The sequence below is a fragment of the Demequina sediminis genome, from assembly GCF_039545075.1.
GTDB lineage: Bacteria > Actinomycetota > Actinomycetes > Actinomycetales > Demequinaceae > Demequina > Demequina sediminis.
On record NZ_BAABRR010000013.1, the window covers coordinates 1 to 24,397 of the forward strand.

Annotated in this window: 25 protein-coding genes, 1 tRNA gene and 1 rRNA gene; 13 read left to right on the forward strand and 14 right to left on the reverse strand. The window is 69.6% G+C overall.

What is annotated here, in order from left to right; genetic code table 11:
• Window positions 1–105, forward strand: a 5S ribosomal RNA gene (gene rrf / locus ABEA62_RS10945); the annotation flags it as partial.
• Between the two features lie 202 nt (window positions 106–307).
• Here rrf and ABEA62_RS10950 read toward each other — a convergent pair.
• Window positions 308–1,873, reverse strand: a complete 1,566-nt coding sequence (locus ABEA62_RS10950) for an IS1634 family transposase (RefSeq protein ID WP_286215445.1) — start codon at window positions 1,871–1,873, stop codon at window positions 308–310.
• A gap of 562 nt (window positions 1,874–2,435) precedes the next feature.
• On the opposite strand from ABEA62_RS10950, the gene cimA reads away from it, so the two are divergent.
• Both cimA and lplAB read left to right on the forward strand, forming a co-directional pair.
• Window positions 2,436–4,034 (forward strand): citramalate synthase, encoded by a 1,599-nt coding sequence (cimA, locus tag ABEA62_RS10955; protein WP_286215446.1) that lies wholly within the window; start codon window positions 2,436–2,438, stop codon window positions 4,032–4,034.
• A gap of 97 nt (window positions 4,035–4,131) precedes the next feature.
• A complete protein-coding gene (gene lplAB / locus ABEA62_RS10960) occupies window positions 4,132–5,184 on the forward strand; it encodes a lipoate-protein ligase LplAB (protein ID WP_286215447.1) in 1,053 nt (350 codons plus the stop codon).
• A gap of 11 nt (window positions 5,185–5,195) precedes the next feature.
• Here lplAB and ABEA62_RS10965 read toward each other — a convergent pair whose 3' ends face one another.
• The 3 genes from ABEA62_RS10965 to ABEA62_RS10975 all read right to left on the reverse strand — a co-directional run bounded on the left by ABEA62_RS10965 (window position 5,196) and on the right by ABEA62_RS10975 (window position 7,706).
• Window positions 5,196–5,915, reverse strand: coding sequence for a VIT1/CCC1 transporter family protein (locus ABEA62_RS10965; protein ID WP_286215448.1), 720 nt, complete (start codon window positions 5,913–5,915; stop codon window positions 5,196–5,198).
• A 52-nt stretch (window positions 5,916–5,967) separates the two neighbouring features.
• Complete coding sequence (locus ABEA62_RS10970) at window positions 5,968–6,321, reverse strand: YciI family protein (RefSeq protein WP_286215449.1); 354 nt, start codon at window positions 6,319–6,321, stop codon at window positions 5,968–5,970.
• 110 nt (window positions 6,322–6,431) lie between these two features.
• Window positions 6,432–7,706 (reverse strand): cation:proton antiporter, encoded by a 1,275-nt coding sequence (locus tag ABEA62_RS10975; protein WP_286215450.1) that lies wholly within the window; start codon window positions 7,704–7,706, stop codon window positions 6,432–6,434.
• A 125-nt stretch (window positions 7,707–7,831) separates the two neighbouring features.
• Between ABEA62_RS10975 and ABEA62_RS10980 the strand changes: the two genes are divergently transcribed.
• Window positions 7,832–9,133: an ISL3 family transposase gene (locus tag ABEA62_RS10980; protein WP_345380116.1), complete on the forward strand. Its 1,302-nt coding sequence runs from the start codon at window positions 7,832–7,834 to the stop codon at window positions 9,131–9,133.
• Window positions 9,134–9,171: 38 nt separating this feature from the next.
• Here ABEA62_RS10980 and ABEA62_RS10985 read toward each other — a convergent pair whose 3' ends face one another.
• Both ABEA62_RS10985 and ybaK read right to left on the reverse strand, forming a co-directional pair.
• Window positions 9,172–9,906, reverse strand: a complete 735-nt coding sequence (locus tag ABEA62_RS10985; RefSeq protein WP_286215451.1) for a YggS family pyridoxal phosphate-dependent enzyme — start codon at window positions 9,904–9,906, stop codon at window positions 9,172–9,174.
• Window positions 9,906–10,406 (reverse strand): Cys-tRNA(Pro) deacylase, encoded by a 501-nt coding sequence (gene ybaK, locus ABEA62_RS10990; protein ID WP_345380119.1) that lies wholly within the window; start codon window positions 10,404–10,406, stop codon window positions 9,906–9,908. Before ybaK ends, ABEA62_RS10985 begins: the two co-directional genes overlap by 1 nt.
• Window positions 10,407–10,485: 79 nt before the next feature.
• Here ybaK and rnhA point away from each other — a divergent pair, with 79 nt between their 5' ends.
• Both rnhA and ABEA62_RS11000 read left to right on the forward strand, forming a co-directional pair.
• Window positions 10,486–10,905, forward strand: coding sequence for a ribonuclease HI (gene rnhA, locus ABEA62_RS10995; RefSeq protein ID WP_425558035.1), 420 nt, complete (start codon window positions 10,486–10,488; stop codon window positions 10,903–10,905).
• Window positions 10,906–10,993: 88 nt separating this feature from the next.
• The gene (locus tag ABEA62_RS11000; RefSeq protein WP_286215452.1) at window positions 10,994–11,569 is read left to right on the forward strand and encodes a hypothetical protein; all 576 of its coding nucleotides are present in this window, start codon (window positions 10,994–10,996) and stop codon (window positions 11,567–11,569) included.
• A gap of 144 nt (window positions 11,570–11,713) precedes the next feature.
• On the opposite strand, the gene ABEA62_RS11005 is transcribed toward ABEA62_RS11000, so the two are convergent.
• A complete protein-coding gene (locus ABEA62_RS11005) occupies window positions 11,714–12,454 on the reverse strand; it encodes a glycoside hydrolase family 16 protein (RefSeq protein WP_286215453.1) in 741 nt (246 codons plus the stop codon).
• A gap of 24 nt (window positions 12,455–12,478) precedes the next feature.
• Window positions 12,479–13,213, reverse strand: coding sequence for an NYN domain-containing protein (locus ABEA62_RS11010; RefSeq protein ID WP_286215454.1), 735 nt, complete (start codon window positions 13,211–13,213; stop codon window positions 12,479–12,481).
• A gap of 222 nt (window positions 13,214–13,435) precedes the next feature.
• On the opposite strand from ABEA62_RS11010, the gene ABEA62_RS11015 reads away from it, so the two are divergent.
• On the forward strand, window positions 13,436–13,855 hold the full coding sequence (locus tag ABEA62_RS11015; RefSeq protein WP_286215455.1) for a DoxX family protein: 420 nt from the start codon (window positions 13,436–13,438) through the stop codon (window positions 13,853–13,855).
• Window positions 13,856–13,928: 73 nt separating this feature from the next.
• On the opposite strand, the gene ABEA62_RS11020 is transcribed toward ABEA62_RS11015, so the two are convergent.
• From ABEA62_RS11020 to ABEA62_RS11035, 4 genes are read right to left on the reverse strand one after another with little or no spacing between them, the layout of a single operon-like run.
• Complete coding sequence (locus tag ABEA62_RS11020; protein WP_345380122.1) at window positions 13,929–14,801, reverse strand: 3-methyladenine DNA glycosylase; 873 nt, start codon at window positions 14,799–14,801, stop codon at window positions 13,929–13,931.
• Window positions 14,794–15,744: a prenyltransferase/squalene oxidase repeat-containing protein gene (locus tag ABEA62_RS11025; protein WP_286215456.1), complete on the reverse strand. Its 951-nt coding sequence runs from the start codon at window positions 15,742–15,744 to the stop codon at window positions 14,794–14,796. The genes ABEA62_RS11020 and ABEA62_RS11025 overlap by 8 nt, the downstream gene beginning before the upstream one ends.
• Window positions 15,741–16,766, reverse strand: coding sequence for an acyltransferase family protein (locus ABEA62_RS11030; protein ID WP_286215457.1), 1,026 nt, complete (start codon window positions 16,764–16,766; stop codon window positions 15,741–15,743). Before ABEA62_RS11030 ends, ABEA62_RS11025 begins: the two co-directional genes overlap by 4 nt.
• Window positions 16,763–17,251 (reverse strand): ClbS/DfsB family four-helix bundle protein, encoded by a 489-nt coding sequence (locus tag ABEA62_RS11035; protein ID WP_286215458.1) that lies wholly within the window; start codon window positions 17,249–17,251, stop codon window positions 16,763–16,765. Before ABEA62_RS11035 ends, ABEA62_RS11030 begins: the two co-directional genes overlap by 4 nt.
• 63 nt (window positions 17,252–17,314) lie before the next feature.
• Between ABEA62_RS11035 and ABEA62_RS11040 the strand changes: the two genes are divergently transcribed.
• The 6 genes from ABEA62_RS11040 to ABEA62_RS11065 all read left to right on the forward strand — a co-directional run bounded on the left by ABEA62_RS11040 (window position 17,315) and on the right by ABEA62_RS11065 (window position 21,287).
• Window positions 17,315–18,103 carry a fumarylacetoacetate hydrolase family protein gene (locus ABEA62_RS11040; protein WP_286215459.1) on the forward strand — a complete coding sequence of 263 codons (789 nt, stop codon included), beginning with the start codon at window positions 17,315–17,317 and terminating at the stop codon, window positions 18,101–18,103.
• A 45-nt stretch (window positions 18,104–18,148) separates the two neighbouring features.
• Entirely contained in the window at window positions 18,149–19,630 is a 1,482-nt protein-coding gene (gene gltX, locus ABEA62_RS11045; protein WP_286215460.1) for a glutamate--tRNA ligase, read from the forward strand.
• Between the two features lie 41 nt (window positions 19,631–19,671).
• Window positions 19,672–20,400, forward strand: a complete 729-nt coding sequence (locus ABEA62_RS11050) for an HAD family hydrolase (protein WP_286215463.1) — start codon at window positions 19,672–19,674, stop codon at window positions 20,398–20,400.
• 4 nt (window positions 20,401–20,404) lie between these two features.
• Complete coding sequence (locus tag ABEA62_RS11055; RefSeq protein ID WP_286215464.1) at window positions 20,405–20,836, forward strand: hypothetical protein; 432 nt, start codon at window positions 20,405–20,407, stop codon at window positions 20,834–20,836.
• 59 nt (window positions 20,837–20,895) lie between these two features.
• A tRNA-Gln gene (locus ABEA62_RS11060) sits at window positions 20,896–20,967 on the forward strand.
• A 143-nt stretch (window positions 20,968–21,110) separates the two neighbouring features.
• Window positions 21,111–21,287 (forward strand): hypothetical protein, encoded by a 177-nt coding sequence (locus tag ABEA62_RS11065; protein WP_286215465.1) that lies wholly within the window; start codon window positions 21,111–21,113, stop codon window positions 21,285–21,287.
• Window positions 21,288–21,320: 33 nt separating this feature from the next.
• Here ABEA62_RS11065 and ABEA62_RS11070 read toward each other — a convergent pair whose 3' ends face one another.
• A complete protein-coding gene (locus ABEA62_RS11070; protein WP_286215466.1) occupies window positions 21,321–22,100 on the reverse strand; it encodes an SDR family oxidoreductase in 780 nt (259 codons plus the stop codon).
• Window positions 22,101–22,198: 98 nt separating this feature from the next.
• Window positions 22,199–24,352 carry an ATP-dependent Clp protease ATP-binding subunit gene (locus ABEA62_RS11075; RefSeq protein WP_345380128.1) on the reverse strand — a complete coding sequence of 718 codons (2,154 nt, stop codon included), beginning with the start codon at window positions 24,350–24,352 and terminating at the stop codon, window positions 22,199–22,201.
• Between the last annotated feature and the right edge of the window lie 45 nt (window positions 24,353–24,397).

The following is a 24,397-nucleotide window of genomic DNA, read 5'->3' on the forward strand; positions in this document are numbered from 1 at the left end:
AGCGGGAGGGAAACGCCCGGCTCCATTCCGAACCCGGAAGCTAAGCCTCCCAGCGCCGATGGTACTGCACCCGCCAGGGTGTGGGAGAGTAGGTCGCTGCGGCACATACCTTCGAAAGACCCCCCACCCCGTGGGGGGTCTTTCGCATACCCCCACACCACCCAAACATCACCCGCGCACCAGCCCCGCATCCACAAGTCACACACCTCACGACAGGTAACCCGCAACCACGCACGGATCACGCCACACCCGGCACCACATGTGTGACATCCGCACGGTCCAGCCTGACTCGTGCCACCGGGGTGTGTCAGTCCAGGGTGATGTCGAGGGCGTCGAGGATGGCTTGGGCGGGCTTGGTGATGGGGTCGCGGGCGACGTGGTCGTGGCCGGCGATGCGGACGGTGATCTGCTGAATGGGTTTCAGCGCGTGGAGGATCTTGCGCACCGTCAGCCCGGTCGTGGTGTGTAGGTAGCGGCTGATCGCGAGGGATGCGAACACGATCGTGAGGTGCGCTTCGATCGCGTCGCGCGTGTGGTGGAACATCGGCCGGGCGCGTAGGTCGGTCTTGGACATCCGGAATGACTGCTCGACGTGCCATAGGTCGTGATAGCTGGACATGACCTCGGCCGCGGGCATCAACGTCGCAGGGATGTTCGTGACGTAGCCCTTGAGCCCGACCAGGCGTCGCGCGCGCGCCAGCGACGCCTCGTCGATCTTGCGGGAGCCGCTCACGGTCTTCACGAAGCGTGGCGTGCGGGCGGCCTTGTCGCCGGCGACGACGTCCCGTGCACGCTCCTCCTGCAAGGTCAGGGTGCGGTTGTCGCGCACGGCACGCTTGCCGGAGTACGCCCACACCGCCCGCCACGAACTGTCATGCTCGGACTTCCAGATCGGTTCAGCCTTGACCATCGGATCCGACGCGCCAGCCCTGGTGCGTCCGTGGCGAGGCGTGATGGTGTCGATGACCTGCCCGTCGCGAAACGCGTCGCCATGCCAACGGAAGTGCGACTCGAGATCGACCGGCGCCTTGGTCGTGCGGGACCCGACGATGAAATGCAGTCCCGCGTCATCGAGCTCGCGCAAGTTGGTCGCGGACAGCATGCCGGCGTCGGCGACAACCACGAACCCTTCGAGGGAGTGGCGTTGACGGAACTGGTCCACGATCGGAATCAGGGTCAGCGTCTCGGCCTTGTTGCCCTCGAAGCAGCCGATCTCAAGCGGGAAGCCGTTCCTGTCGACGAGGAGCCCGACGACGACCTGCGGGTCGACCCGCCGTTCCTTCGAGTAGCCCACCTTCCGCAGCGAGTCCTCATCCTCGGCTTCGAAGTACAACGTCGTGACGTCATACAGGCACAAGCTGATGTCACCCACGGACGCGGCGTGGGCGAAGCACGCGTCGGCGAGGAGGGACCGGTAGTCACGCTCCCCAGCGCGTTCCAGGGAGCGGAACATGGTCCGCAGCGACGCATGAGCGATCCCGAGCTCGCGCAAAACGCGCAGCGAGTCGGCCTTCGACGTCGGCTCGATCAGCCGCGCCAGCACGAGCTGCTCAAACGCGTCGTCATCGACGACATCGAAGCCCAGATCCGTGTACGCGGCCTGAAGTACCTGCCACAACACCGCGTTCGACTTCGACGTGATGTCCACCGTCGTCGGCTCACCTTCCACGGTCCGCGGCGCGACGCCGTCGAGCGTGAGCTCCCCTTGGCCGGGGTAGAGCTTGCCGCGCGCGACCTCCATCAGCGCCGCGAGTTCGGCATCATCATGGGCCGTGCCGACGTGCTCGAGCACCACATCACGGCCAGCGCGACGCTCCGCGATCTGGACCTTCACCGCCCCCGACCGGCCCGGGGACTTGCGCACGAACACCACATCCCCGACCGTACCGCCAAGCGGGGTGTGTCAATCACGAACCCCGAAACTCAACTACCAGGGCGAATGCTCGCGCAAACCACCGATCAGCAGAAAGTGGCACGAGTCAGGACATACCTTCGAAAGACCCCCCACACCGTGGGGGGTCTTTCGCATACCCCCACACCACCCAAACATCACCCGCGCACCAGCCCCGCATCCACAAGTCACACACCTCACGACAGGTAACCCGCAACCACGCACGGATCACGCCACACCCGGCACCACATGTGTGACATCCGCACGGTCCAGGGATGCTGGACGGCTTCCAGGATGCCGGACGGTCGCGGGCTCGCCACTGCTTGTGCACGCACCACCGCTCGGGCACGCACCACCGCTCGGTCACGCACCACTGCGGCACAACGCGCGCGACCTGTGCCACAATGAACGCGATGCCTACCGCGATCATCATTCTGTAGCGCGTCGGGAGTACCCCGACGCGCAGCCTCCCGTACCCCTGGGAGGCTTTTTTGTTGGGGCGGCGCAGTCGCCGCGTCACCATGCCGGACACGAGGAGCACACCATGGCGGATCTCACGGTCGAGATCTACGACACGACCCTGCGCGACGGCGCGCAGCAAGAGGGCATGAACCTCTCGGTCGCCGACAAGATGGCGATCGCGCCGCTGCTCGACGAGCTCGGCGTGGGAGTGATCGAGGGTGGCTGGCCCGGCGCGGTGCCCAAGGACACCGAGTTCTTCGGGCTGGTCGCCAAGGAGCTGAGCTTCCGGCACGCGCAGTTCGCGGCGTTCGGGATGACGCGGCGCGCCGGCAGCACGGCGGCATCTGACCCGCAGGTGCGCGCGCTGCTCGACTCCGAGGCCCCCATCATCACGCTGGTCGCAAAGACCGACATCCGCCACGCGGAGCGAGCCCTGCGCGTCAGCGGCGAGGAGAACCTCGCGATGATCGAGGAGACCGTCGCGTTCCTCGTGGGCGAGGGTCGCCGCGTCGTGCTCGATGCAGAGCACTTCTTCGATGGCTTCGTCTACGACCCCGAGTACGCGATCAGGGCGCTGCTTGCGGGAGAGCACGCCGGGGCATCGTCGCTGGTGTTGTGCGACACGAACGGCGGGATGCTCCCCGACGACGTCACGCGGATCGTCACGGCGGTCCGCGCGCGCACCACTGCGCAGCTGGGCATGCACGCGCACAACGACTCCGGCTGCGCCGTCGCGAACTCGATGGCAGCGGTTGCCGCGGGCGTCACGCACGTCCAGGGCTGCGTCAACGGCTACGGCGAGCGCACGGGCAACGCGGACCTGATCGCGGTCGCGGCCAACCTCGAGATCAAGCGTGGGGTGTCCGCGCTCAAGGGCGACGGACTGAGCGACGCGACGCGCATCTCGCACGCGATCTCCGAGATCACCAATATCGCGCCCTTCGCGCGGCAGCCGTACGTCGGGGCATCGGCCTTCGCTCACAAGGCGGGCCTTCACGCGAGCGCGATCAAGGTCGATCCCGACCTCTACCAGCACACCCAGCCCGAGCTCGTGGGCAACGACATGCGCATGCTGGTGTCCGAGATGGCGGGGCGTGCCTCGATCGAGCTCAAGGGCAAGGAGCTCGGAATCGACCTGGAGGGCCAGCCCGAGGTCCTCAAGCGCGTCATGGAGCGCGTCAAGAATGCCGAGGCCATGGGCTACACGTTCGACGCGGCCGATGCCTCGTTCGAGCTACTGCTGCGCGGTGAGATGGGTCAGTCGCCTCGGTACTGGGACGTCGAGACGTGGCGCGTGCTCGTGTCCTCGGCACCGGGAAACCCCAACGAGGCCGACGCCGAGGCGATCGTCAAGCTGCGTGCGGGCGGGCGCCGCTACGTCACGGTCGGTGAGGGCAACGGCCCGGTCAACGCGATCGACCACGGCCTGCGTGCCGCGCTGGTGGCCGCGTACCCCGAGATCGACCGCTTCGACCTCACCGACTTCAAGGTGCGCATCATGGACGCCGCACACGGCACGGACGCGGTCACGCGCGTGCTGATCACCACGGTCGACACCGTGACCGGCGCCCAGTGGCGCACGGTCGGCGTGGGCCCCAACGTCATCGAGGCCTCGTGGGAGGCCCTCACCGACGCGCTGCTCTACGGCCTCCTGAAGGCCGAGGTGACCCCGGCGGTGTAGCCGCCCGCCGCACCTGCGACCGGCATCGTCCCCAGGAGGGACGATGCCGGGGTCACCGTGGTCCTCGCGCCCGCCGGGGCGGGGGAGGATAGGTGGCATGCACGGTGAGTACAAGGTTCCTGGCGGCAAGCTCGTGGTCGCGGATGTCGAGCTCGATCACACGGGCGAGACGCTCGACACGGTGGTGATCTCGGGGGACTTCTTCCTCGAGCCCGCGGAGGCGATCGGCGACATCTCGCGGGCGCTCGCGGGGCTGTCCGCGCATGCGACCGTGTCGCAGATGACCGCCGCCGTCACGCGTGCGGCGAGCGGCGCGCAGTTCATCGGCTTCAGCCCGGAGGCGGTCGCGATCGCGGTGCGTCGCGCGCTCGGGCACGCGACCAGCTGGCACGACCACACGTTCGAGACCATTCACGACTCCCCGCGTGACCCGCACCTGCAGATGGCGATCGACGACGTCCTGGCGCGCGAGGTCGCGGCGGGCACGCGCGGACCTACGCTGCGCATCTGGGAGTGGGAGCGCAACGCGGTGGTGATCGGGTCCTTCCAGTCGCTGCGCAACGAGGTCGATGCCGAGGGTGCCGCGCGCCATGACGTCACCGTGGTGCGGCGCGTGTCCGGCGGCGGCGCGATGTTCATCCAGCCGGGCAACACCATCACGTACTCGCTCTACGTGCCCACGTCGCTGGTCGAGGGGCTGAGCTTCGAGCAGTCCTACGCGTTCCTCGACGACTGGGTGCTCGGCGCGCTGAGGTCGGTGGGTATCGAGGCGACCTACGTTCCGCTCAACGACATCGCGTCTCCCGCGGGGAAGATCGCGGGCGCGGCGCAGAAGCGCTACTCCGCGGGCGCCGTGCTCCACCACGTGACCATGGCCTACGACATCGACGCCGACGCGATGCTCGAGGTGCTCAGGATCGGCCGCGAGAAGCTGTCGGACAAGGGCACCAAGAGCGCGAACAAGAGGGTCGACCCCTTGCGCAGCCAGACCGGCATGTCGCGCGCGGACATTATCGAGGCATTCCTCGACCACTTCGCGTCGCGGTACGCGACGGTGCCCGGCGCCGTCCGGGAGCACGAACTCGCCGCGGCCCACCGCGCCGTCGAGGACCGTTTCGCGACTGACTCGTGGCTGAGGATCGTCCCGTAGGGCCTCACACGCTAGACGTGGACGCCCACGAACGAGCCGATGCCCCACGTGATCGCCATCGCGAGCGAGCCTCCCAGCACGTTGCGCAGCACCGCGCGTGCGCGGGGCGCGTGTCCCAGGCGGGCGGAGACGAGTCCCGAGATCGCGAGCGCCACCGCGACCACACCGAAGGTCAGCGGCACCTTGAGGCTGTCGGGCGCGAGCACGGCCGTCAGCAGCGGGAACATGCCGCCCAGCGTGAAGGCGATGAGTGAGGCGAACGCGGCGTGCCAGGGGTTGATGAGCGCCTCGGGGTCGATGCCCAGGTGAGCGCGGGCGTGGGCCGCGAGCGGGTCGAAGGCCGTCTGCTCGATAGCGGCGCGCCGCGCCGTCTCCTCCGACATCCCGGTCTCCATGTGGAGCTGGGCGAGCTGGTCGAGCTCCCAGTCAGGCCGGTGCTCGTGCCACTGGCGCTCGCGGTCGAGCTGGGCCTGCTCCGCGTCGCGCTGACTCGAGACGGACACGTACTCGCCCACGCCCATCGAGAGAGCTCCGGCCGCGATGCCGGCGATCGCGGCGGTGAGGATGATTGCGGGGCTGGGATTGGCGGCGACCACGCCCACGAGGAGTGCGGCGATCGAGACGATGCCGTCGTTGGCTCCCAGCACGCCGGCGCGCAGCGCGTTGAGGCGGCGCGAGACGCGGTCCTCGTCGGGAAACAACGAGGTGTGGTGCGGCTGGGTGTTGGTCACGCCTTCCAGGGTAGGCAGGCGCCGCCGCGCCCGCCAGCAAGCGAAACCTTGCCTAACTTTCCTTCTCGGGAGCGCATGCGCGCACCTCGACGGGAAGGCGCAGCGCTCGGCTGGCACGCTCCGCCCAGATGATGGCGTCGCCCATCGAGCGCGCGTGGATGAGCCAGAAGCCGCCTTGGTGCTCGGCGGTCGCCAGGTAGGGGCCGTCGGTGGTCTCCGCGCCGTCGGGGAGTGCGGTCACCACGCGTGCCTGGGGAGCGGGCTCGAATCCCGCCGCGGTAACCCATGCGCCGGCGTCGCGAAGGTCGTCGTTGAGTGCGTCGACCTCCGCCATGATCTGGTCCAGATCAGGCGGGACCTCGCCCGAGCCCTGCTCGTAGTACATGGCCAGGTGAAACAGCGGCATGGTGGACCTCCTCGTCGAGACCCCTCAGCTCGCGCCCGACCGGCACTCCTCATGAAGTGTCGCAAGCATCCGAGGCAAACGCCAACCGTGCGTCGTCTCGGCCGCACCCGTCAGGCGGGTGCGGGCTCCTCGGGGAGCCGCCCATGGCGTCGGTCGAGGGATCTCATCGCGGGGGTGGCCGTGATGCCGTGGAGGATCACGGAACCCAGCACCGCGAGCAGCGTTACCGCCCACAGCCGGTCGCCGCCGGGGAAGTTGGCCTCCTGGAGGGCGAAGGCCAGATAGAACAGCGACCCGACCCCGCGCACGCCGAAGAACGCGATGACCATGCGTTCGCGGCGGCGCGTCACGCCTCCCGCGAGCCCGATCCATCCCGCGAGCGGTCGCACCACCAGTAGGACGGCCGCCACGAAGACGATGTCGATCAGGCCGATCCCCTCGAGTGCACCCCTGCTCACCGCTCCGCCCACGAGCACCAGCACCGCGACGGTGAGGAGGCGCTCGATTTGCTCGACGAACCCGTGCAGGACGCGGACGTAGTCATGGTGTCGGGCGTTCGAGCGCAGCACGAGCGCCGCGACGAACACGGCGATGAAGCCGTACCCGTGCACGAGCTCGGTGAGCCCGTACGTGAGGAAGGTCGCGGCCAGCGCGATGAAGCCGTGCGCGCCATCCGTGATCCGGCGCCGCTCCGATGCCGTCGAGAAGAGCATCCTTCCCAGCAGCCAGCCGCAGGCCGCGCCCATGCCGACTCCAGCCGCGATGCGCCACACGAGGTCGACCGCGAGCCAGTGCCCCAGCCAGCCCGACGGCGCGATACCCGCGATCGCGATGCCGACCGCAGCCCACGTGAACAGGAACGCGAGGCCGTCATTGAGCCCAGCCTCCGAGGTGAGGGCGAAGCGGACCTCGTCGTCGTCGTGTTCGGGATCCTGTGCGGGCTTGCTCACCTGCACCTCCGAGGCCAGCACGGGGTCGGTGGGAGCCAGGACGGCCGCGATCAGCACGGCGGCAGCGACGCCCAGCCCGAGCATCGTCCATCCGAGCAGCCCCACCGCGATCATGCTGAGCGGCATCGTGATGCCCAGCAGCCTCCACGTGCTCGACCACCGCCGCCACCCGAGCGGCCGGTTGAGCGCGAGCCCGGCACCCATGAGGGAGATGATGACGCACAGTTCGGTGAGGTGAACAGCGACCTCGGGGTGAGCGAGGGGATCGGGATCGGGCAGGTCGGGGATGAGCGCGAAGACCACGATGCCGGCGGCGACGAAGAGCATCGGCATGGACAGGGGTGCCGCGCGCAGCAGGCGCGGCAACAGGGCCGCCAGCAGAGTGGCGACGCCGACGGCAAGGTACGTGAGCGGCACCGGGTCGAGCTCGATCATGGATGCCACGTTATCCGGCTCTTCGCAAATGAGGGTGTAGTGCGTGCTGCGGTGAGTGGTCGGGGGTAGGGGTCGAGGTCCCCCAGGATGGAAGTTCTCACACTCACCGTCCGGAAGACCTCGACTTGTCTCACGCTACCTTCGGCGCGCCCGATCTCACGACCTTCTGCAACCTCGATGCTCTTGGCCTGATCGTCACCGGCCAACATCTCGCCCCCGATCGGGCTGTCCTCGAGTGCCGCGCCGCCACGGTTGACGACCTGTGTCATGGCTGCGGTGGGCGAGGTGTGTCGCGCGGCACGATCACGCGCCGACTCGCGCACGAGCCCTTCGGCGGACGGCCCACGACCCTGTTGATCCGGGTACGCCGCTACAGGTGCAGCCCGTGCGGCCGTTTCTGGACAGACGATCTCCGTGCGGCCGCCGATCCGCGGGCGAAGGTCTCCCGCGGCGGCCTGGCCTGGGCGCTCAGGGCGCTCGTCGTGGACCACCTGAGCATCTCTCGTATCGCGGCGGGACTGGGGGTCGCGTGGCACACCGCGAACGACGCGGTCCTGACCGAAGGGCACCGCCAGCTGATCAACGACCCCACCCGGTTCCACGGTGTCGCGGTGATCGGTGTCGACGAGCACGTATGGCGACACACCCGCTACGGTGGCAACTACGTGACGGTCATCATCGACCTCACCCCGGTACGCGACGGCGTCGGTCCGGCCCGGCTGCTCGACATGATCCCTGGCAGGTCGAAGGTCACCTTCCAGATGTGGCTGGCCGAACGTCCTCGATGCTGGAGGGAGCGGATCGAGTCGATCGCCATGGACGGCTTCAGCGGGTTCAAGACCGCGGCCGCCGAGGAACTGCCCACCGCGACCGCCGTGATGGACCCGTTCCACGTCGTCAAGCTCGCCGGCGACGCCCTCGACCAATGCCGTCGCCGCATCCAGCAAGCCATCCACGGCCACCGGGGACGTGCCGGAGACCCGCTGTACATGTCCCGTCGGATCCTGCACACCGGACTGGAGTACCTCACCGACCGCCAGTGGGCACGCCTGGAGACCTTGTTCAACACCGACGCCCACACCGAGGTCGAGATCACCTGGGCCGCCTACCAGCGCCTCATCACCAACTACCGCAACCCCGACCGCGCCGCCGCCCGCGCCGACCTCGCCCACCTGATCGAGTCCCTGCGCACCGGCGTCCCCGCCGCGCTGATCGAGCTACGCCGCCTCGGGCGGACCCTCAACAATCGCACCTGCGACATCCTCGCCTACTTCGACCGACCCGGCACATCCAACGGCCCGACAGAAGCGATCAACGGCCGACTCGAACACCTCCGCGGCTCGGCCCTGGGGTTCCGGAACCTGACGCACTACATCGCCAGGTCGCTACTCGAGACTGGCGGCTTCAGGCCACTACTACACCCTTGAATGCGAAGAGCCCGTTATCCGCACGGCCCAGTGTGCGGTTAGGCCGCGGTGCGTGACCCCATCACCGCGGTGCCCACGCGCACCATGGTCGCGCCCTCGGCGACCGCCCACTCGAGGTCCTGCGACATGCCCATCGACAGCTCCCACGCCTGCGCGAGGGGGAGCGTGCCCCGCTCGGAGCGGATGAGCGCCTGGTCGCGAATCTCCCTGAGCCGCGCGTAGCCCTCGCGTACCGCGTTCTCGTCTCGAGAGTTCAGGCCGATCGTCATGAAGCCGGTGACCGTCAGTGCGGGCAGCGAGGCGATCATCGACGCGACCGCGAGGGCCTCGTCCGGCTCGACGCCGGCCTTGGATTCCTCTCCCGACACGTTGACCTGCAGCATGACCTCCATGGTGCGTCCGGCATCGACGCACAGGCGCGAGATGCGCTCGGCGAGACGCGCCGAGTCGACCGTCTGGATGCACTGCGCCCACTCGACGGCGGTGGCGACCTTGTTGCGCTGGAGCTGTCCGATCACGTGGATGCGCGCGCCCGCGGCGGTCAGTTCGGCGCCCTTGGCGTCGAGTTCCTGCATCCTGCTTTCGCCCACAAGGACCCCGCCGGCGCGGACCACCGCTACCGCGGCATCGGCGTCCCACGTCTTGGTCGCCACCAGGACGCGCACACCGGAACCGGCCCGGCCGCTCGCGGCCTCCGCGACATGCACGCGGGCCTTCACGGCGGCGAGAGCCCCCGCGTAGTCCCAACCGGCCGGCGTGGGGGAGAGGTCCATCAGGAGTCCTTCGCGATCGGGGCGAGCACGGCGGAGGTGCACGCGATGAGGTCGGCGGGGGCCAGGCCGATATCGAGGCCGCGTCGGCCACCGCTGACATAGACCGTGTCCCACAGTTCGACGGTCTCGTCGATGGCGGTGGGCAGTGCGCGCCGCTGACCCAGCGGCGAGATTCCTCCCACGACGTAGCCGGTGGCGCGCTCGGCGTCGGCGGGGGGTGCCATCTCCGCGCGCTTGCCGCCCAGCGCGTGCGCGAGCGCCTTGAGGTCGAGCATCCCGCTCACGGGCACGACCCCCACGGACAGCGTGCCGTCGACGTATGCGCACAGGGTCTTGTACATCTGGTCGGGGTCCACGCCCAGCGCCGCGGCGGCCTCGAGGCCGTAGCCGAGTTCGGAGGCGGGGTCGTGCTCATAGGGGTGCAGCGTGTGGACGATGCCTGCCTCGACCAGGGCGTGGACTGCGGGCGTCGCTCCGCCGGCGACGTGCTTGCGGGACATGGAGACATTGTGGCCGATGCCATGGGTGAGGAGGGGCTACCGTGTCCGGGTGGAAGACGCGACCGTGACCGACGTGCACATGTGGACCGATGGCGCCTGCAAGGGAAATCCCGGCCCGGGCGGCTGGGGGGTGTGGATGAAGGCGGGCGGCCACGAGCGCGAGCTCTTCGGCGGCGAGCTGGTCACCACGAACAACCGAATGGAGCTCACCGCGGTCATCGAGGGCCTCAAGGCCCTCAACCGGCCGTGCACCGTGACCCTGCACGTCGACTCGCAGTACGTGAAGAACGGCGCGCAGTCGTGGATGAAGGGCTGGAAGCGCAACGGGTGGAAGACCGCTGACAAGAAGCCGGTCAAGAACGTCGAGCTGTGGCAGGCGCTCGACGAGCAGCTCCAGCGCCACCAGATCACGTGGGTCTGGGTCAAGGGACACGCGGGCGACCCCGGCAACGAGAGGGCCGATGAACTCGCCAACAAGGGAGTGCTCTCGGCGCGGTAGGTGCGAGAGGCGCCGTGCGCCGCTACGTTGCCGTGTGCGCGTCGGTGGGCGCGCATAGCCTGGATCGGGACGCGAGAAGGGCGGGCCGATGCTCCAGGCGTGGGGAGACGAGTCTGGCTCGGTGGCGTCGCGAGATCCGGGCACGTATCTCCTCGGCGCTGTCATCGTTGCCGTGGACCGCCTCGACGACCTGCGGGCGGCCATGCGCGCTGTCCCTCGCAGGGGCGGCAGCAAGCTCCATTGGAGTTCCGACGACGATGCTGGCCACCGCCGTACCCTCATGGCCGCGCTCGAGGAGGACCTGGAGGCCTTCGTTGTCGTGCGCGCCGGAAGCGTCATGGAACGGAACGAGAGGCGCAGGCGCAAGTGCATGGAGACGTTTGCTCCGGCTCTCGAGAGTGTTGGCTGCGCGACACTCACGATGGAGTCGCGCGGACCCTCCGACGACCATCGCGATCGCTTGTGCTTCGATGCGATGCGGGCAGGCCGCGTGTTGAGCGCCGGTGGCCTGCGCATCGAGCACGTGCCCGGGCCGGCAGAGCCCGCTCTCTGGCTCGCCGATGCCGTGTGCGGCGCCGTGGTCGCGTATCGGCTCGGCGATGACCGCTGGATTCGACTCATCGACAAACGGGCAACAATCGAACTCATCGGCGGCGCGACGTAGAACGGCAGCGAGCCCCAGGCCCTGTCTTCGGCAGGAACTCCTGAGGCTCACTTCCCACACCACCGCAATGGTGAGGCTGGTCACCCAGTTTACGGGTGTTCCTCTACGACGTCCACACCTCGCGAGAGGGCCAGGAATGACGTCCTAGCGGTACATGCGCAGTCGCACCTCGTGGGCGACAGCTGTCTTGGGATAGGACTCTGCCTCGCGGCCCGCGCCCTGCTCCGGGAACTCCCAGAGGTCCAGCATGAGCTGGAGCGGATAGTCGAGCACCTGATCGGTCGCGAAGATGACGGTGCCGTCCACGCTCACCTCGCATCCGTGCGCTCCCCAGCGCGCGCCATACACATGCGGCGCCCTCGCGTCGATCGCCAGTTCCACGTCGCGGACGTCGGACGCGAGGCGGGGGTCGTGGTGCGCCTTGATGCCCGTGCGCACGGTCGACAGAGGCGCGCCCACCGCGCTGCCGAAGAGTTCGGCCACGCAGATCTCGCCCGAGTCTCGTGGCCCTGCGGACTCGTCCCCGAGCAGCCAGATGCCGAGCATGCACGCGGGATCGGCGCTTGCGCTCGCGACGACCTCGAGTGCTCCCTCTCGCGGCGCCCACAGCGTGCGAGGCGGCCGCGGCGACACGACGGTGAGGTGGCTGCCTACGCGATGCTGGCCGTCGCGATGGCCGGTCTGGACGTGCGAGACCCGGAACGGCCCGTCGGCCGGTCGCCAGGCGGGCTGGTCGCGCTCGATGCGCAACTCGAGGCCCTCGTCCGTGAGGCGGTACCGCGCTTCCGAACGGTCGGGCGTGGTCCAGTGCGGGAGGTAGTGCGGAATCCACAGGTCCGGATCGAGGTCCGGCCGGTCGAAGCGGTCGACGATGTCCCAGGTCATGCGCTCGTCAACGCCGCACAGGCCCTACTTGTGCCTGACGTGTGCGCTGGGGTTCTTTCCCTCGCCGGCGCTGCGCGACTTCACCTCGTAGTCGCGGTGCGCCTGCATGAGGTCCTTGAGCTTTCCGTAGCCCCACGTCCTGGAGTCGAAGTCCGGCGCGAGCTTGGAGAGGTTGCTGCCGACCGTGCCCAGGTTGGCCCAGCCGTCGTCACCTGCGGCGACGTCGACGGCCTCAGCGAGGAGGCGGTCGAGGGTCTTGTCGGGCTTGAGCGCGGGCTTCGCCGCGGTCGTGGCGGCCTTCGCGGGTGCGACCGGCGGTGCGAGGTTCTCGACGTAGATGAAGGCGTCGCACGCCGCGACGAAGGGCTTGGGCGTCTTGCGCTCCCCAAAGCCGTACGCGGTCAGTCCTTGCTCGCGGATGCGGGCGGCCAGGCGCGTGAAGTCGCTGTCGCTTGACACCAGGCAGAACCCGTCGAGGTTGCCCGCGTGCAGGAGGTCCATCGCGTCGATGATGAGCGCGCTGTCCGTCGCGTTCTTGCCGGTGGTGTAGCTGAATTGCTGAATGGGCTGCACCGAGTGGGCGAGCAGTGCGTCCTTCCACTTGCCCAGTTGCGTGGAGGTCCAGTCGCCGTACGCGCGGCGCACGCTGGCCGTGCCGTACTTCGCGATCTCGACCAGGAGTCGCTCGAGGTGCTGTGCGCCCGCGTTGTCCGCGTCGATCAGCACCGCCAACCGCGCGCCCTCCGTCGACCGTGCCATGAATGCCCCCTCCGATGACCCGCATGGCCGGTCGGCCACGCATTCCATGCTCCCCCGACCAGGCGCGATGCGGGGGAGCACGCGCCGCGCGTGCCGGCGCTCAACCGCCGCGCGACGCGCCGTGCGACGGGCCGTGCCGACTTCCAGTTGACACGTCAATCATTCACGCCCTACGATTAGTTAATCCAACAACTATTCGTCATCAACTCTCGAAGGACCCTCATGGACATCGTCTTCCTCGTCGCCCGCATCCTGGTCGCGCTCATCTTCCTGCTCTCCGCGGTGGGCCACATCGTCGGCGCGAACGCCATGGCGCAGTACGCCTCGTACAAGGGTGCTCCCGGCGGCAAGTTCGGCGTGATCGCCTCGGGCGTCGCGATGGGCATCGGCGGCCTCATGATCCTGCTCGGCTTCTACGGCGAGATTGGCGCGCTCCTCATCGTCGCGACGCTCATCCCCGTGACCTTCTTCATGCACGCGTTCTGGAAGGAGACCGACGCTCAGGCCAAGCAGACCGAGCAGATCTCCTTCAACAAGAACCTGGGTCTCATCGGCGGCGCGCTCGCGCTGTTCTTGCTCTTCGCGAGCCAGGGCGCACAGGTGGGTCTCACGCTCACCGAGCCGCTCATCTCGATCGCGTAGCACCGCCCGTCGACAGGGGGATGGCCACCGGCCGTCCCCCTGTTGCCGTGTCCGGGCCCGCGTGCCGGCCGCGTCAGGCGGCGTGCGCGCGCAGTGCCGTGATCGCGGCGAGGAGGCGCTCGCGGAGGAGTCCGCCGCGCTCCGCGAAGTCGCGCTGGTGGTCGGCGTACTCGCGTTTGCCCGTGGGCGTCTCGATCGTGATCGCGGCGAGCCCGAACCCGCTCACGTCGTACGGCGAGGCGCGCATGTCGACGCGTCGCACCTCGACCGCGAGCTCGAACGCGTCGAGCGCAAGCTCTGAGGGCACGGCTGGTGCGAGTCGCGCCGCCCACTTGTAGAGATCCATGGTCGCGTGCAGGCAGCCGGGCTGCTCGAACTCGACCTGGGTGTTGCGCGTGGGTTGCAGCAGGTTGAGCGGCACGGCCTCGGGCGTGAAGAAGCGGAACGCGTCGATGTGCGAACACGCGATGGGGTGGGACTCGACCACGGCATCGGTGCCCGCCTGGCCCAGCCGCAGGGGGAGGGGGTGGCGCAGCTCCGCGCCCGCGCGGTACGCCATGGCCCACTCGTGCAGCCCGAAGCAGCCCAGCCGCGGCTGGCGTCCCGCCGTCGCCGTCAGCAGCCGCTCGATCCAGTCCACCGCGGCGCCTCGCGCCGCCATGAAGGCGGTCGCGTCCATCCTGGTGAGGCCGGCATCGGTCCGGTAGTACTTCCACGTCGCGTGGTCGGGGGCGTCCGCGAGGACGATGCCGGGGCCGGGATGCCAGCGCCGGAGCAGCGAGGGACGGGTCGAGTAGTAGTCGTAGAGGAAGTCCTCGATCGCGTGGGACTCGCCGCGCTCGGTGCGCTCGCGGTGACCGGCCGTGAGGGAGTCGGCGCGCGCGGCGTGCGCGGCCGCGAGGGGCTCCCACTCCGAGGAGGCAGCGACGGGGGCAGCGTTACGCATCGTCCCACCACCTCAGCACCCGCAGGGCGCGCAGCGTGATCCAGCGGCTCGGGCGCCCGTCACCGTCCTCCATGACGAAGGGCACGGCGCCGCGGTGGGTGTTCTCCAGGGGCCACGGGCCGGCCGCCGTGTGGCGAGATCGCACCAGCTCGATCGCCTCGCCGGCCCTGGGGTCGGGCTCCGCGCCCCAGTCGCGCAGGTGGTCGAGGGCACGCAGCACGTCGTAGTGCCAATAGGTCGGAAAGGACAGGCGCTGGTACGCGGGGTCGAGGATCTCGCCGGTCGAGCGGCGGCGCATGAGTCCGCGCGCGAGCAGGTACTCGTGGGCGGCGTCGATCGCCTCGGACGCGTCTAGCGGGAGCGCGCCCGCGTGGCGTCGCTGCGCCGCGAGAGCCTCGAGGGCAATCAGGGTCGAGGGGAAGCTCGAGCGGTTCGACACCTCGCGCGGCTCGCAGTTCCAGCCGCCGTCGCCGCGTCGGTCCGCGACCAGCCGCGCGGCGGGCGCGGTCATGTCCGCGCCGAAGTACGCGCCGGCGAGGATCGCTGTCGACAGCGTGCAGGCCTCGTCCTCGCCCTCGAGGAAGGGCCGGTCGCCCTCCTCCCAGCGCACCGCGTCGAAGGCGCACGAGGCCGCGCTCCGCACCGCCGTCGCGTCCGGGTCGACACCCATGTGCACCAGCAGCGTGAGCACGTGGGCGGTCGAGGTCCACGGTTGACCGTCGATGGGATCTCCACCAGGATCGCGGGAGCCCGCGGGGAACCACGCGCCGCCCGCCCACGAGCCGTCCGGCTGCTGCAGCGCGAGCAGTCGCTCTCCCCAGCCCTCGCGCGCGACGCGCGATCGCTCGGCCGCGACGTGGTCCGGATCCGCGTCGAGAAGGTCGCGCATCACCTGCCAGCGGATCGCGGGGTCGCCCTCCAGGAGCCAGTCGATCACGCTCACGCGATGCGCTCCCTCTCTGCCTGTTCGCGTGCCCGCACCGCGCGGTCGCCGGCGGCGTTCGAGGCGAGCGTGAGCACGCGCTCGAGCGGGCCCTGACCCAGCCACGTGCGCCATGCCCACGCGATCGCCAGGAGTGCGGTGCACAGCACCACGAGGGTGACGTTCGAGGGCTGGAACGCCGCCTCCGGTCCGATCGCGGCGATCACGAGCAGGTGGCCCACGTAGGCGGTGAGCGCCATCGAACCGAGCGCGGCCAGCGGCGCGAGGGCCGCGCGCGCGGCCGGCGCGACGGTCGCGAGCCAGCAGCATGCCCCGATGACGAGCACCGCGACGCCGGCGTTGTGCGCCATCTCGACGGGCGTGTACGAGTGCGGCTCGACGCTCGTCACCGGGCCCTCGCCCGCCACGGCGCGCACCAGCACCGCCGCACTCGCGACCGCGAGGCCGGCCCCCACCAGGAGCGCCTGCGTGCGCGCCTGCACGAGCGGCAGTCGGCCCACGACCACCCCGATCAGCACGTATCCGATCCACGACAGCGCCGGATAGTGCGTGCTCCACAGCCTCCCGAGCACGGGGAGGAACTCGGAGAACGTCTCCGCGAGGCGCGGCACGTACCACCAGCCGCCCGCGATGGCCCCGCCCGCGATCGCAAGCAGCGCCCACGACGGCGCTCGCAGGAGCGGCAGCGCGAGCAGCATCATAAGACCCAGATTCACGAGGATGATGTCGACCGGCGTGCCCAGCTCGGTCAGCAGCAGCCCCAGCACGACGAGAATCCCGGCGCGCGTCGCGATCCTCACCCGGGTACGAAAGGCGCCCCCGGCATCGTCTCCGCGCGCGAGCATGAGGGACATGGTGACCCCGGCGAGCACCGCGAACAGCGCGGAGGAGCGACCGTGGGTCGCGAACAGCCACGGCCAGCCCACGCCGTCGGTCGAGGCATCGTCGCCCACGTGAGCCGCGACCATGCCCAGGATCGCGAGTCCGCGCGCGACGTCGAGGCCCGCGATTCGGGACGTCACGGAGTCGGCACCCCGGCATCGTCGAGGACGCGCTCCGCCCACGCGTAGTGGGCGCCCAGGCACTCGTGCGCCACGCTGCCCAGCGACGCGTCGCCCAGCCACGCCAGGGCGCCGGGGGATCCGAGCGTGGCGTCGTCGAGCTCGCGCACCAGGGCGATCATCCGGTGGTGGGAGGTGACGAGGAGCGCGCGAATCTCCTCGTAGGTGCGGTCGTGGTGAGCACGGTGGAGGGCGTCGTTGAGGTCGCCCAGCGTGTGCCACGAGTAGCCCTCGGCGGGGAAGGCGGGCACCGCTCCGGAACGATGCTGGGTCACCCAGCCCTCGAAGAGGACGTGCCAGGCGTGGAGGTGGGCAAGGACGTCAGCGACGCGGCGACCCTGATACGCGTCGCCCAGGTCCGCGTCCCTGTGAGGATCGGTGCGGGCGAGCACGCGCGCCAGGCCGGACTCGGCCTGCGCGACGATCCGCTCGGCTTCCTGTCCCATGGCTCCCATCGTAGGGTCCTCGCTCCGCGTGTGCCGGGGCGTCGAGCCACTAGGCTGGAGGTCATGCGCATCGCCCGTTTTACGACCGGAGCAGAGCCTCGCTACGCGATTGTCGACGGGGAGGCGGGCAGTGAAGAGCTCGTGGTCCTCACCGGCGACCCGATGTACACGCCGGGCACCGTGACCGGCGAGAGGATCCCGCTCACCGACGACGTCCGCCTCCTGGCGCCCGTGATTCCGCGCTCCAAGGTGGTGTGCCTGGGCAAGAACTACGAGGCGCACGCCAAGGAGATCCCGCACCGAGGCCCCGCACCCGAGTTGCCGATCCTGTTTCTCAAGCCCAACACGACCGTGATCGGCCCCGACGACCCGATCGTGCTGCCGCACTACAGCGAGGACGTCCAGCTCGAGGCCGAGCTCGCGGTGATCATTTCCCGCGTGTGTAAGGACGTGAGCGCCGACAACGCCGAGGACTACATCTACGGCTACACGTGCGCGAACGACGTCACGGCGCGCGACATTCAGCGTCAGGAAGACCAGTGGTTCCGTGCCAAGGCCTTCGACACGTCGCTGCCGCTGGGCCCGTGGATCGAGACCGAGCTCGCTCACGACGACGTGACCATCTCCTCGCGCATCAACGGCGAGGAGGCCCAGGCCGGCCACTCGGGCGACATGATCGTCGACGTCGCCCACGCGGTCGCGATGGTCTCCGAGGTCGTGACCCTCTTGCCGGGCGACATCATCCTCACCGGCACCCCGTCCGGCGTGCGCGCCCTCCACCACGGTGACGTCGTGGAGATCGAGATCGAGGACCTGGGCGTGCTGCGCAACCCGGTCATCCGCCGGTCCTGAGCGCCCACGCCACCCCAGCATCGTCCCCCCGCTAGAGAGAAGAACATGAGCAAGGTCCGCGTCCGATTCTGCCCGTCGCCCACCGGCCTGCCCCACGTGGGCATGGTCCGTACCGCGCTGTTCAACTGGGCGTACGCGCGCCACACCGGAGGTGACCTGGTCTTCCGCATCGAGGACACCGATGCCGAGCGCGACTCTCAGGAGAGCTACGAGATGCTGCTCGACGCCATGAACTGGCTGGGCATCACGTATGACGAGGGGCCCGATATCGGCGGCCCGTACGCGCCGTACCGCCAGTCCGAGCGCCACGACCTGCACCTCGACGTGGTGCGCCGCCTGGTCGAGGGTGGCTACGCGTACGAGTCCTTCTCGACCCCCGAGGAGATCGAGGCACGCCACAAGGCGGCCGGACGCTCGCCGCAGCTGGGGTACGACGGCTTCGACCGTTCGCTCACCGAGGAGGACAAGGCCGCCTACCGCGCGGCCGGACGCCTGCCCGTGATTCGCATGCGCATGCCCGACGAGGACATCACGGTGGACGATATGATCCGCGGATCGGTGACGTTCCCCGCCGGCTCCGTGCCCGACTACGTGATCCTGCGCGCGAACGGCATCCCGCTGTACACGCTGGTCAATCCGGTCGACGACGCCCTCATGAAGATCACCCACGTGCTGCGCGGCGAGGACCTGCTGTCCTCGACCCCGCGCCAGATCGTCCTGTGGCGTGCGATGGTCGAGCTCGGGATTGCCGATGCCGTGCCGCGCTTCGCGCACATGCCGATGGTGCTGGGCGAGGGCACCAAGAAGCTCTCGAAGCGCGACCCCGAGTCGAACCTGTTTCACCACCGTGAGCGCGGCTTCCTGCCCGAGGGGCTGCTGAACTACCTGTCGCTGCTGGGCTGGAGCATCGGGCCCGACCGCGACGTGTTCACGCCGGACGAGCTGGTCGCGGCCTTCGACATCGCGGACGTCAACCCCAACCCCGCGCGCTTCGACCTCAAGAAGGCCGAGGCGATCAACGCCGAGCACATGCGCATGCTCGCCCCCGGCGACTTCGCCGCTCGCGTGGTGCCGTACCTCTACGACGCAGGACTGGTGTCCTCGCCCTCGCCGCAGTCGCTGTCCCCGCACGAGGAGCAGATCCTCGCGGAGGCGATTCCCCTGGTGCAGACGCGCATGACGCTGCTGGGGGAGGCCCCCGGCATGCTCGGGTTCCTGCTGATCGGGGACGAGGCCGTGGTGCCCGAGGAGGCCGCGCTCGCGAAGCTTCCGCCGGAGGCCGCGGAGATCCTTGACGCGTCCATTGACGTGCTGTCGGGGCTGGCCGACTTTGGGGCCGACGCGCAGCAGGAGGCCCTGCGCGCGCGCCTGGTCGACGAGATGGGCATCAAGCCGCGCTTCGCCTTTGGGCCGCTGCGGGTCGCGATCACGGGCCGTCAGGTGTCGCCGCCGCTGTTCGAGTCGATGGAGATCCTGGGTCAGGACTCCTCTCTCGCGAGGCTGAGGAAGCTGCGCGCGGCTCTGTAGGGCGGGCGGCTCCCGGGCTGAGGGAAGAGGAGAGTGCGGCTGTGATTCGCGGAGTGCTGTTCGACGTCGATGACACGCTGGTCGACACGCGTGGGGCGTTCCGTCACGCGCTCGCGACCGTCGCGGTCGACTACCTCGGCGACGTCGACCACGACGAGCTCCTGCGCGTGTGGCGCGCGGACGCGAACGGCTGGTACCGCGCGCACACCCGCGGCGAGCTGACCCACAAGGAGCAGCGTCACCGCCGCGCGAACGACCTCCACGAGCTCTTCGACGGCCCCTATCTTGACCCCGAGGCGTACGAGGCATGGGACGCCGCCTTCGAGCACTACTTCCGCGAGGGCTGGCAGGCCCACCCGGATGCGGCACCCGCGCTCGACGCTCTCGACGTCGCGGGCATCCCCTACGGTGGGCTGTCCAACGCGGCGCATGACTATCAGGTGCTCAAGCTCGCGGCGTGCGGACTTGAGCGCATGCCGATGCTCGTGGGGGTCGACGAGCTCGGCTTCGGTAAGCCCGATCCACGGGTTTTTGCGCTCGCGTGCGAGAGGCTCGGACTCCCGCCTGAGCAGGTTGCCTATGTGGGCGACGAGTTCGACGTGGACCCGCTGGCCGCGGTGGCGGCGGGGTTGGGACTTGGCGTGTGGATCGAGCGCCCTGGCGCGCACTCCCGGGACCTCGACGGCCTGTGCGGCGTGGGGGAGCCGCGCGACGGCCTGGTGCGGATCGGTTCTCTCGAGGAGCTGGCGGGGCTGCTCGCGGTACGGTGAGCCCATGGTGAGGCTCGCCGCCGCGCTCACTGCGGCATCGTTCCTGGTGGTCGGCTGTGCGGGCGAGGACAGCCGGGCCGGCTTCGGGGTGCCGCGCCAGCAGGAGGCCGGCGAGGTGCCGGGTGTTCGCGAGGAGCTGGGCGGCACCGTGGTGATCGCGACCAACGGCTGCCTCCACCTGCGGCTCGAGGACGGCTCGGAGCCCTGGATCGTGTGGCCTCCGGACGCGGAGGCGACCGACGACGGGGGAGTCCGGTGGGGCGACGCGGCCTTCGCGGATGCCACCTCCGTGACCGGCTCGGGAGCGCGGGTCGCCCTCGAGGATCTGCCTGATGGCGCCAACCCCGACAGCTACTTTGCGTCGTTCGGCGGCTTCTGTGATGCGGACGATGCCGGGGTCGTGGCGTTCGACAGCGTCGACCCGGCGGAGGGGTAGCCGGTTTGGAATGCCGCCGCGGGTCGGGTACAGTGGTACCTCGGTTCGAAAGAACCTGATGGGCTATGGTGTAACTGGCAGCACGACGGTTTCTGGTTCCGTTAGTTGAGGTTCGAATCCTTGTAGCCCAGCCGCAAGAGATCTCCACGAGAGTCTCGATGAGACAAGGGCCCGCCTGATGGCGGGCCCTTTCTCGTGTCCGGATCCGTGCGCCGATGCGCCGCCGACCCGGGTATAGCCTGGCGATGAGTCCCCCTCACACGAGGAGCGACCCATGGGCGCCATCAACCGCGAGTGGCATCGGGACCACCGGATGCCTGATCGCCCGACGGACCGCGAGCGCGGGCGCTGGCACGCCGCGCACCAGGACGCGTGTGCGTGCAGGGCCCCCAGCGAGCGGGAGCGCGACCTCATCGCGCAGTGGCGCGGGGAGTCCTCGCGCGGCGAGTAGTCACGAGCGGCTCGCGACCGCCTCGCGAGCGCTTCACCACACCGAGTCCCCGCGAATCACCACGTCCGAGCCGCCGTCCACGAACACCACCTGGCCGCACAGGTGCGTGTTGTCCTCGCTCGCGAGCCACGCGAGCAGGCGCGCGACCACGATGGGCTCGGCGAAGCCGCCCAGCGGCATCGGCACGGCCTGCGCGATCTGGGCGCGCCCCTCCTCGGTCTCGAGTAGCGGCTCGACCATGGGGGTGAGGATCACGCCGGGGGCGACCGCGTTGAGCGGGATCGACTCGCCCGCCCACTCCGGGGTCGCGGCGTGACGCCTGATCCAGCGGCAGAACGCGGCCTTCGTCGAGCCGTAGATGAGCTGGCCCAACTGCGGGTCCGCCGCGAGCTCGCCGGCGCTCGCGAGCGCCGCGTCCTCCTCCCCGTCGAGCATCGCGTCGATGAGCGCCTGATCGCCGGGGAACAGGCTCGCCATCGACGAGACGCCCACGGCGCGCGGGTCCTGCGAGTCGAGGAGCAGCGGCCGCAGGCCGGTGAGCGTCGCGACCATCCCGAAGTAGTTGACCGCGACCGTCGCGGGCGTAGGAGACGCGAGACCGGCCACCGCGATGATCGCGTCGATGCCGCCTCCCGAGCGCTCCGCGACCATGTCCACCATGAGGGCGCGATCGGCGGGGCTGGTGAGGTCGACCGTGAGGTCGGCGTCGTGGAGGTCGATTCCGATGACGGTGTGGCCCTGACTTCTCAGGAGGTCCGCGGTCGCCCTCCCGATACCCGATGCCGATCCCGTGACCACGTAGGTGCGCGCCATGGCGACCCCTCCTTGCGAGCGGAACTGCCCCTTCTTACGAACCTACGCCGATGCCCGGGCGGGCGCACGCGCGCGGCCCACCCGGGCATCGTCCGGTCCTACTCGACCTCGAGGGTGACCGCCTCGCCATCCCAACCAGCCGTCACCGCGTCGCCCTCGCCCACGTGCCCGTCCACGATCTCCTTGGCGAGCGCGTTGAGCAGGCGCGTCTGGATGAGGCGCTTGAGCGGGCGCGCGCCGAACGCGGGATCGAAGCCGTCACGGGCGAGCGCCGCGCGCAGCTCGGGCGTGACGGTGAGCGCAATCTCCTTCGCCTCCGCGAGCCGGGCGACGGTCTTGGTGAGCTCCGTGTCGACGATTCCCTCCATCGCGGCGGGGTCGATCCGGTCGAAGATCACGACGTCGTCGAGGCGGTTGAGGAACTCGGGCCTGAAGGCGCGCCGCAGTACCGCCTGCAGGTCACGCTCGAGCGCCTCGCGGTCGACCCCGTCCCACGCGAGCACCACGTCCGACCCCAGGTTCGAGGTCATCACGATGATCGTGTTGGTGAAGTTGACCGTGCGGCCGCGGCCGTCGGTGAGGCGGCCGTCGTCGAGCACCTGCAGCAGCACGTTCCACACGTCGGGGTGGGCCTTCTCGACCTCGTCGAACAGGACGATGCTGTACGGGCGCCGACGCACGGCCTCCGTGAGCTGTCCGCCCTGGTCGTAGCCCACGTAGCCGGGGGGCGAGCCGATGAGACGCGAGACCGCGTGGGACTCCATGTACTCGGACATGTCGATGCGGATCATCGCGCGCTCGTCGTCGAAGAGCTGCTCCGCGAGGGCGCGCGCGAGCTCGGTCTTGCCCACGCCCGTGGGGCCGAGGAACAGGAACGAGCCGATAGGTCGGTTCGCGTCGGAGATTCCCGCGCGGGCGCGACGGATCGCGTCTGACACGCTCGCGATCGCACGATGCTGTCCCACCACGCGCGCGTGGAGGCGGTCCTCGAGGTGGCCGAGCTTGCTGGACTCGTCCGTGAGGAGCTTCTCGACGGGCACGCCGGTCCACTTCGCGACCACGCCCGCGATGTCCTCGCCCGTGACCTCCTCGCGCAGCATGCGCTCCGCAGGGGGGATCGCCTCGAGTTCCTCGCGTGCCTGGGCGATCTGACGCTCCGCGGCGGGCATCTCGCCGTAGCGGATCCGGCCCGCCTTCTCGAGCTCGCCGTAGCGCTCCGCGCGCTCGAGCTCGCCGCGCAGCTGCTCGAGCCGCTCGGTGGCCTGCGACACGCGCACGATCAGCTCCTTCTCGCGCGCCCAGCGCAGGTTGAGGGCATCGGACTCCTCGCGGAGCCTCGCGATGTCTCGGTCGATCTCCTCGCGGCGCGCCTTGGCGTGCTCGGACTTGTCCTTGGCGACCTGCGTGCGCTCGATCTCGAGCTGCATGATGCGACGGCGCGCGCGGTCGAGCTCGATGGGCATCGAGTCGAGCTGCATCTTCAGCGCGCTCGTGGCCTCGTCGATGAGGTCGACCGCCTTGTCGGGCAGGAAGCGCTCGGTGATGTAGCGGTCGGACAGGCGCGCGGAGGCCACGATCGCCTCGTCGGTGATCTTGACGCCGTGGTGGACCTCGTACTTCTCCTGGAGCCCGCGCAGGATCGCGACGGTGTCCTCGATGCTGGGCTCGCCCACGAAGACCGGCTGGAAGCGTCGCTCGAGGGCCGAGTCGGTCTCGACGTGCTCGCGGTACTCGTTGAGCGTAGTCGCGCCGATCATGCGCAGCTTGCCGCGCGCGAGCATCGGCTTGAGGATGTTGCCCGCGTCGACCGAGCCCTCGGCCTTGCCGGCGCCCACGATCGTGTGGAGCTCGTCGACGAAGAGGATGATGCGGCCCTCGGATTCCTCGACCTCCTTGAGGATCGCCTTGAGGCGCTCCTCGAACTGGCCGCGGAAGGCCGCGCCCGCGACCAGCGAACTCATCGCGATCTCGATGACGCGACGGTCCTTGAGGGACGAGGGGACGTCGCCCGCGACGATGCGCTGGGCGAGGCCCTCGACGATCGCGGTCTTGCCCACGCCGGGCTCGCCGATGAGGACCGCGTTGTTCTTGGTGCGGCGCGTGAGCACCTGCATGACGCGACGAATCTCCTCGTCGCGACCGATCACGGGGTCGAGCGCGCCGGACTCGGCGAGGGCGGTGAAGTCCTGGCCGAACTGCTCGAGCGCGCTGGCCTGCTCCTGGGTGTCGGGGGCGTAGGGCTGAGCGGACATGAGTTCCTCCTGGTGGTGCGTGGTGCTCTCTTGCGGCTGGCTGCC